The following is a 7,275-nucleotide window of genomic DNA, read 5'->3' as shown; positions in this document are numbered from 1 at the left end:
CCGAGATCATGGCGACGATCAACCAGCAGCGTTCGGTCCTCGAAGGTCGCATCGAGCAGCTCAAGACGTTCGAGCGCGAGTACCGCGTGCGGCTCAAGTCCTACCTGGAATCGCAGCTCGAAGAGCTCGAGAACCGTTCCTCGGCGCTGCCGGTGGACAACGGGCAGGACAACTTCAACCAGGACAGCCAGTCGTCGGGGTACAGCCAGTCGTACGCCAAGGGCAACTGACGCAGGAGTTCGTGTCGATGCTGCCGAACACGGCAGCATCGCACCCTGACGTCGCGTCGAACGGTGAGCGAGGAATCACGTGCTGGTCCTGACTCTCGGCGCAGCGGCTATCGGCTTCGGCTTTCTAATTCTTGCGTTGATGACGGGGTCGGTCGTGTGGGCGTGGGCCTGCATCGTCGTGTGTATCGTGGGAGCAGTTCTGCTACTTGTCGGTGCACTGACGGGCAAACGACCACCGCCGGAACCCGACAAGTAATATGTGCTGATTTCCCCAGTTGTTTCAGGCGTCGATCCGGCTATCACCGGGGAGCTTTCGGAAGAACGACTCGGTTCGATGGGCAACCACCTCGAATCGACGTCCAGTAGAACCGAACGGGTGAGCCCGTCACAGCTCACGTGAAGAGGCTCGCTCCGGCGACAGTGTCGTCGGAGCCGAGCAAGCGGGGTGGTACCGCGGTATCCGACGTCCCGATCGTCGAATGTCGTCCCCGTGCCAACAGGTGTCGCGTCCAGTACGCGTCCGGCACGGAGGAGACAGATATGGCAGATGCGAGCGCACGTCCGAAGAATGCGTCCTACCCGCTGGTCGATCTGGCCGAGGGCCGATCGGGCAGTGTCCCGTTCCCCGATCTCGAGCGCATCGTGCTGCACGAGTGGGCCGAGGACGGCACCTTCCGAGCCAGCATCGACAATCGAGCGGGTGCCGAGGAATTCGTCTTCTACGACGGCCCTCCCTTCGCGAACGGTCTGCCGCACTACGGCCACCTCCTCACCGGTTACGTCAAGGACGTTGTCCCGCGATTCCAGACGATGCGGGGCAAGAAGGTCGAGCGCCGCTTCGGCTGGGACTGCCACGGTCTGCCCGCAGAGCTGGAAGCGGAGAAGCAACTCGGTATCAAGGACAAGTCCGAGATCGACGAGATGGGCCTGGCGAAGTTCAACGCCTACTGCAAGCAGTCGGTGCTCCAGTACACCGACGAGTGGCGGGACTACGTCACTCGGCAGGCGCGGTGGGTCGACTTCGACAACGACTACAAGACCCTCGACGTCGACTTCATGGAGTCCGTCATGTGGGCATTCAAGACGCTGCACGACAAGGGCCTGATCTACCAGGGCTACCGAGTTCTGCCGTACAGCTGGTACGAGCAGACGCCCCTGTCCAATCAGGAGACCCGCCTCGACGACGCGTACAAGATGCGTCAGGATCCCGCGGTCACCGTCACGATGCCGTTGACGGCTCCCGGCTCGCCCCTGGACGGCGCGAACGCGTTGATCTGGACCACCACGCCGTGGACCCTGCCGTCGAACCTGGCGATCGCGGTGCATCCCGAGGTGCACTACGTGCAGGTGCGAGGCACCGACGGTGAGCGTTACGTGCTTGCCGCTGCGCGTCTTTCGCACTACGCGAAGGAACTGGGGGAGGAGCCGGAGGTGCTCTCGGAGCACACCGGTACCGAGTTGGTCGGATTGTCCTACACACCGCCGTACGATTTCTTCCTCGGTCACGAGAACTCGCACCGCGTGCTGCAAGCCGACTACGTCACCACGGATTCGGGCACCGGAATCGTCCACCTCGCACCGGCTTTCGGTGAGGAGGACATGGACGTCGCCACCGCGAACGGCATCGAGGTGGTGCAACCGCTCGACGCAGGCGGCAAGTTCACCTCGCTGGTGCCGCCGTACGAGGGCCTGATGGTGTTCGACGCCAATCCGGTGATAATCAAGGATCTGAAGGCCTCGGGTCGGTTGTTGCGGCACGAGACCATCGAGCACTCGTACCCACACAGCTGGCGCAGTGGTCAGCCACTGATCTACATGGCTGTGCCGTCGTGGTTCGTCGCGGTGACCAAGTTCCGTGATCGGATGGTCGAGCTGAACCAGGAGATCACCTGGGTTCCCGAGCACATCAAGGACGGCCAGTTCGGCAAGTGGCTCGAAGGTGCACGCGACTGGAACATCAGCCGAAACCGATACTGGGGCAGCCCGATTCCGGCGTGGACTTCCGACGACCCGGCGTACCCACGGCTGGATGTGTACGGCAGCCTGGACGAGCTCGAGCGTGACTTCGGTGTGCGGCCGACCGATCTGCACCGGCCCTACATCGACGATCTGACGCGTCCCAACCCGGACGACCCGACGGGTGAGTCCACGATGCGCCGCGTTCCCGAGGTGTTGGACTGCTGGTTCGAGTCCGGCTCGATGCCGTATGCGCAGGTGCACTTCCCGTTCGAGAACGAGGAGTGGTTCTCCACGCACAACCCGGGCGATTTCATCGTCGAGTACAACGGGCAGACACGCGGCTGGTTCTACACGTTGCATGTGCTGGCCACGGCCCTCTTCGATCGACCGGCGTTCAAAACTGTTGCTGCACACGGCATCGTGCTCGGTGACGACGGCCTGAAGATGAGCAAGTCCAAGGGCAACTACCCGGACGTCAAGGAGGTCTTCGACCGCGACGGCTCCGACGCCATGCGGTGGTTCCTGATGTCCTCACCGATCCTGCGCGGCGGCAACCTCATCGTCACCGAGCAGGGCATCCGCGAGGGCGTCCGCCAGGCGTTACTGCCGATCTGGAATGCGTGGAGCTTCCTTCAGCTCTACGCCTCGAAGCCCGGACAGTGGCGAACCGATTCGCCGCACGTGCTCGATCGTTACGTTCTGGCCAAGCTGTCGGCCACCCGCGACGCGATCACCGATGCGCTCGAGGGCAACGACATCGCCGGTGCCTGCGACGAGCTGCGCACGTTCTGCGATGCGTTGACCAATTGGTATGTGCGACGGTCGCGTTCGCGGTTCTGGAGCGAGGACGCCGACGCGATCGACACCCTGCACACCGTGCTCGAGGTGCTCACGCGCATCGCCGCCCCGCTGCTGCCCCTGATCAGCGAAGTGGTGTGGCGGGGCTTGACCGGTGGCCGCTCGGTGCACCTGACCGACTGGCCCGAGGCCGACGAACTGCCGTCGGATCCCGAACTCGTCGAGAGCATGGACGAGGTCCGCACCGTGTGCTCGACCGTTCTGGGTCTGCGCAAGGCACAGAACCTGCGCGTGCGGTTGCCGCTGCCCGAGGTGACCGTCGCGGCCGCCGATGCGGAGCGGCTGCGTCCGTTCGTCGACATCATCGCCGACGAGGTCAACGTCAAGAAGGTCGATCTGACCGAAGACGTTGCGGTACACGGAAAGTTCGAGCTCGTCGTCAACGCGCGTGCTGCGGGCCCGCGGATCGGCAAGGACGTCCAGACCGTCATCAAGGCCGTGAAGGCAGGCGATTGGTCCGAGGACGCGGACGGTGTGGTGAGCGCAGCAGGAATTGCGCTGCTGCCGGAGGAATTCACTCGCAGGCTCGTTGCCGCCGAGCCCGAATCGACGGCGCCGTTGCCCGGAAACGCCGGACTGGTCGTGCTCGATTCCGCCGTCACCGAGGAGCTCGAAGCCGAGGGCTGGGCCAAGGACCGCATCCGCGAACTGCAGGACGCGCGTCGCAATCACGGCTTCGAGGTCTCGGACCGCATCGACATCGTCATCGAGGTCCCCGAACATCGGCAGGCGTGGCTCGACACGCACCGCGATCTCATCGCCGGTGAGGTGCTCGCACTCTCGCTCGTCGACGGACGCGTCGGGGACGACGGCAGCGATCTTGGTGAGGGAGTGCGGGCAGCGATCACCAAGTCGTCATGATCGACGTCGACGGATCGGTCGTCGTGCCCACCGAGCAGTGGTCGGGTACGACACCCGACCGTGCGGCGCAGACGCTCGGCTTCACCGTCGATCTCGGCTGACCATGTCGAACATCGCCGACGACACTCTGCGGAGTCGCCGATGGGTGCTGCACCTGGACATGGACGCGTTCTTCGCATCCGCCGAACAGCTCACTCGCCCCACGTTGCGGGGCCGCCCGGTCCTCGTCGGCGGGGCGGGTGGGCGGGGAGTGGTGGCCGGTTGCAGCTACCAGGCGCGTGCCTTCGGGGCGCGTTCGGCCATGCCGATGCATCAGGCTCGCCGACTCGTCGGAGCCGGGGCCGTGGTGTTGCCACCGCGGTTCGTTCTCTACTCCGAGCTCAGCCGACGCGCTTTCGAGGCACTACGCGGACCCATGCCCGTTCTCGAACAACTCTCGATCGACGAGGCGTTCGGTGAGCCGCTCGAACTCGCCGGTGCGACGGTTCACGAGGTCGAGCAGTTCTGCGCGGGCCTGCGCGCACTGATACTCGCCGAGACCGGACTGGTCGCCTCGATCGGTGCCGGATCCGGAAAGCAGATTGCCAAGATCGCGTCGGGACTGGCCAAACCCGACGGCATCACCGTCGTCGCTCCGGGAATCCAGGCCGAGTTGATGGCGGCTCTGCCGGTTCGGAAATTGTGGGGGATCGGACCGGTGGCCGGAGAGCGCTTGCGACGCTTGGGGATCGACACCATCGGCAAGTTCGTGGCCACCCCGGAGTCCGAGGTGGCGTCGATTCTCGGGGCCACGATGGGGCCGAGCCTGCATCAGCTCGCACGCGGAATCGACAATCGCGTCGTGGCCGAGCGGGCCGAGGCCAAACAGGTCAGCGCCGAGACGACGTTCGCACAGGACCTGATCTCTCTCGCTCAGCTCCGCCCGGCCATCGAGTCCATCGTCGATTCGACGCATCGCCGGTTGCTGAAGGACGGTCGGGGTGCCAGGACGGTGGTACTGAAACTGCGCAAGTCCGACATGAGCATCATCACCCGATCGGCAACGTTGCCGTACGCGACGGTGGACAAGCAGACCATCGTGGCCACGGCGCAGCGACTTGCCGTCGATCCGGTCGACGTCGGTCCGATCAGGCTCGTCGGCGTCGGGCTGGCCGGGCTGTCGGCCGTGCGACAGGGTTCGCTGTTTCCCGAGCTGGAGTACGAGCCTGCCGCGGATGCGACCGAGGAGTCGCCCGCACCGATCGAGGCCGCCGCGGATGTCGTCGTCCCGGACGGTCCGCGGTGGCAACCGGGCATGGACGTCCGGCATCCCGACTTCGGTCACGGCTGGGTGCAGGGGGCCGGTCACTCGGTGGTGACCGTGCGATTCGAGACGCGAACCAGCGGGCCGGGAATCGCGCGCACCTTCGCCGAATCGGACGACAACCTGGTCGTTGCCGACGTTCTCGACAGCCTGAAGTGAGCTGTGGCGTCGCTGAGGAAACTCTGTGAGGTTTCACAGGTATGCCGATCGCGTTGTGACTCGGGCGTGTCGAGCTGACATAGTGGACCAGGTCCGAGACGACCCCATTCCAGACGACCGACGAGTCACAGAACGATCGAGACGTGACTCAGAGTGAAAAGGACAAGCACTTGAAGCTTCGCAACACCCGACGGGCAATGGTTGCCGGCATCGCCATCGCCGGAGCGCTCACCATGACCGCCTGCAGCTCCGGAGGCGACGAAGAGCCCACCGCGACGACGACGGCGGTCACAACTTCTGCCGCTGCCGCTCCCGACGCCGGTGCGTACCCGCCGGTGCCGACCGTGGAGGACCTCAACGCTCAGCTCGTACGCGGGCTCGACCCCAACGTTCCGGTCGAGGAGAAGGCCGCCCTGATCCAGGGTGCATCCGAGGATCCCGAACTGATCAACCAGGTCGCCGCCGCTGCCGTCGCCAACAACGCGCAGATCGAGATCACCAGCATCGACGATCTCGGCACCGGCGTCCTCAACGCGGGCATCACGATCACGCTCAACGGCCAGGCCAACCCCGGCACCTTCCAGTTCGTCCCCGAGGACGGCGTCTGGAAGCTCTCCAAGGACAACGCGTGCGGCATCGTCTCGCTCGCGCAGCTGACCAGCCCGGCGTGCCCCGCACCCTGAGTCCTGCCGATCGTCTCTGACCGACAAGAACACTGCCGGTGACATGTCCCCTCGGGGACGCGTCACCGGCAGTTTTTCGTGGGCCCGGCTCGATTCACATGCTCGGTGTCACCGATCGAATGCGTTCGACGGCAGCCTCGGCGACAGCGGTGACGGTCTCCGGTTCCAGGCCGGCCTGATCCGAGACGACGATCTGGACGACGGTCGAGTCGACCACGGCCACCACCACATCGGAGACCAAGGTGAACCCTTCACTGCTGGTGGTCAGGCGTACCGAGGCCGACGCGTCACCGACCGTCGACTGCTCCCGGCCCGCCAACGCGTAGTCGACGCTCACCCCGTCCGCATCCGTGCCGCTGAACGTCGTGCACCCCACCCACGCCTGCTGGATCGCCGTGAAGGCCTCGGCCGTGCCCGTATCGGGGTAACTCGCCGCGTCCTCGTCGATCGAGGAGAAGTTCGGTCCCGAGAAGCGGACGACTGCGTTCGACGCCGCACCGCCCCGCTGCTCCGAGATCGGTGCCAGTACCGCAGCGCACTCGGCAGGATCGGTACCGGACTCGTCGGGGGAGTCGTACTCGGGAGCCGGATCGAGACCGAGATCCTGAACGGGGTCGGGAATCGAGGAGAAGCCGTCCGGGAGGTCGCCGAGACCCAACATCGCTGCGGCGAGGACGCCGGAGTCGGTGATGGGGGCACCGAGCAAGGGATCGGGTGCGGGGACGGAGCTGGGCGCGGGTGCAGGGGTCGGGGCCGGCTCGTCTGCGCTGCACCCGGACGCGGCGACGCCGAGGACAGACAGCGCCGCCAGCAGCTGCGTCGCGGTCCGCCCGGTCATCGGGCGGCCCAGGTGATCGAATCTCCGACGGTCTGACGCAGCACGGTTGTGCTTTCGGGGTCGGTGTACATCTGCTCGCCACCTGCGGTGATCGATCCGCCGACGGGAAGTGGTCGGGTCAGATCGATCTCGAGCGTTCCCGAGCCGGTGAACGTGTACGTCTCGATATTGAGCGTCCCTGCGTCGTCGGGCAGGTTCCAGGTGGTCGATTCGGGCGTCTGGGTGATCGCGACGTCCAGGGTCGCTCGGTCACCGTCGAGTGCGCGCAGCGTGACCGTGGTGCGCTGGTTCAACGTGATGCCGCTCAGTACCTGTTGATCGACGGTCCATGTCGCGCCCACTCCCACCTCTGCTTCGGGGAAGTCGACGGAGCGGTACACCGCG

The 7,275-nt window shown here is 65.5% G+C and carries 5 protein-coding genes and 2 pseudogenes; 5 read left to right on the top strand and 2 right to left on the bottom strand.

Translation table 11 applies throughout. The features are described 5' to 3' along the window. The 5 genes and pseudogenes from A2J02_RS18380 to A2J02_RS18365 all read left to right on the top strand — a co-directional run. Positions 1-230, top strand: a pseudogene (locus tag A2J02_RS18380) (cell wall synthesis protein); the annotation flags it as partial. A 79-nt stretch (positions 231-309) separates the two neighbouring features. Further along, positions 310-486, top strand: a complete 177-nt coding sequence (locus A2J02_RS28355) for a hypothetical protein (RefSeq protein ID WP_176460265.1) — start codon at positions 310-312, stop codon at positions 484-486. A gap of 284 nt (positions 487-770) precedes the next feature. Further along, positions 771-3,908 carry an isoleucine--tRNA ligase gene (gene ileS / locus A2J02_RS18375; RefSeq protein ID WP_068051944.1) on the top strand — a complete coding sequence of 1,046 codons (3,138 nt, stop codon included), beginning with the start codon at positions 771-773 and terminating at the stop codon, positions 3,906-3,908. Positions 3,909-4,011: 103 nt separating this feature from the next. Continuing rightward, complete coding sequence (locus A2J02_RS18370; RefSeq protein WP_068051935.1) at positions 4,012-5,370, top strand: DNA polymerase IV; 1,359 nt, start codon at positions 4,012-4,014, stop codon at positions 5,368-5,370. Between the two features lie 197 nt (positions 5,371-5,567). Then, a complete protein-coding gene (locus A2J02_RS18365; protein WP_176460298.1) occupies positions 5,568-6,053 on the top strand; it encodes a hypothetical protein in 486 nt (161 codons plus the stop codon). A 94-nt stretch (positions 6,054-6,147) separates the two neighbouring features. Here the strand turns inward: A2J02_RS18365 and A2J02_RS18360 are convergent, their stop codons facing one another. Then, positions 6,148-6,891, bottom strand: a complete 744-nt coding sequence (locus A2J02_RS18360) for a hypothetical protein (protein ID WP_068051932.1) — start codon at positions 6,889-6,891, stop codon at positions 6,148-6,150. Continuing rightward, positions 6,888-7,275, bottom strand: a pseudogene (locus tag A2J02_RS28350) (DUF6263 family protein); the annotation flags it as partial. The gene A2J02_RS18360 and the pseudogene A2J02_RS28350, both read right to left, overlap by 4 nt.

The sequence above is a fragment of the Rhodococcus sp. EPR-147 genome (genome assembly GCF_001647185.1).
GTDB lineage: Bacteria > Actinomycetota > Actinomycetes > Mycobacteriales > Mycobacteriaceae > Rhodococcoides.
The sequence above is the reverse complement of the archived record's forward strand: the minus strand, read 5'-3'. Positions and strand labels throughout refer to the sequence as shown.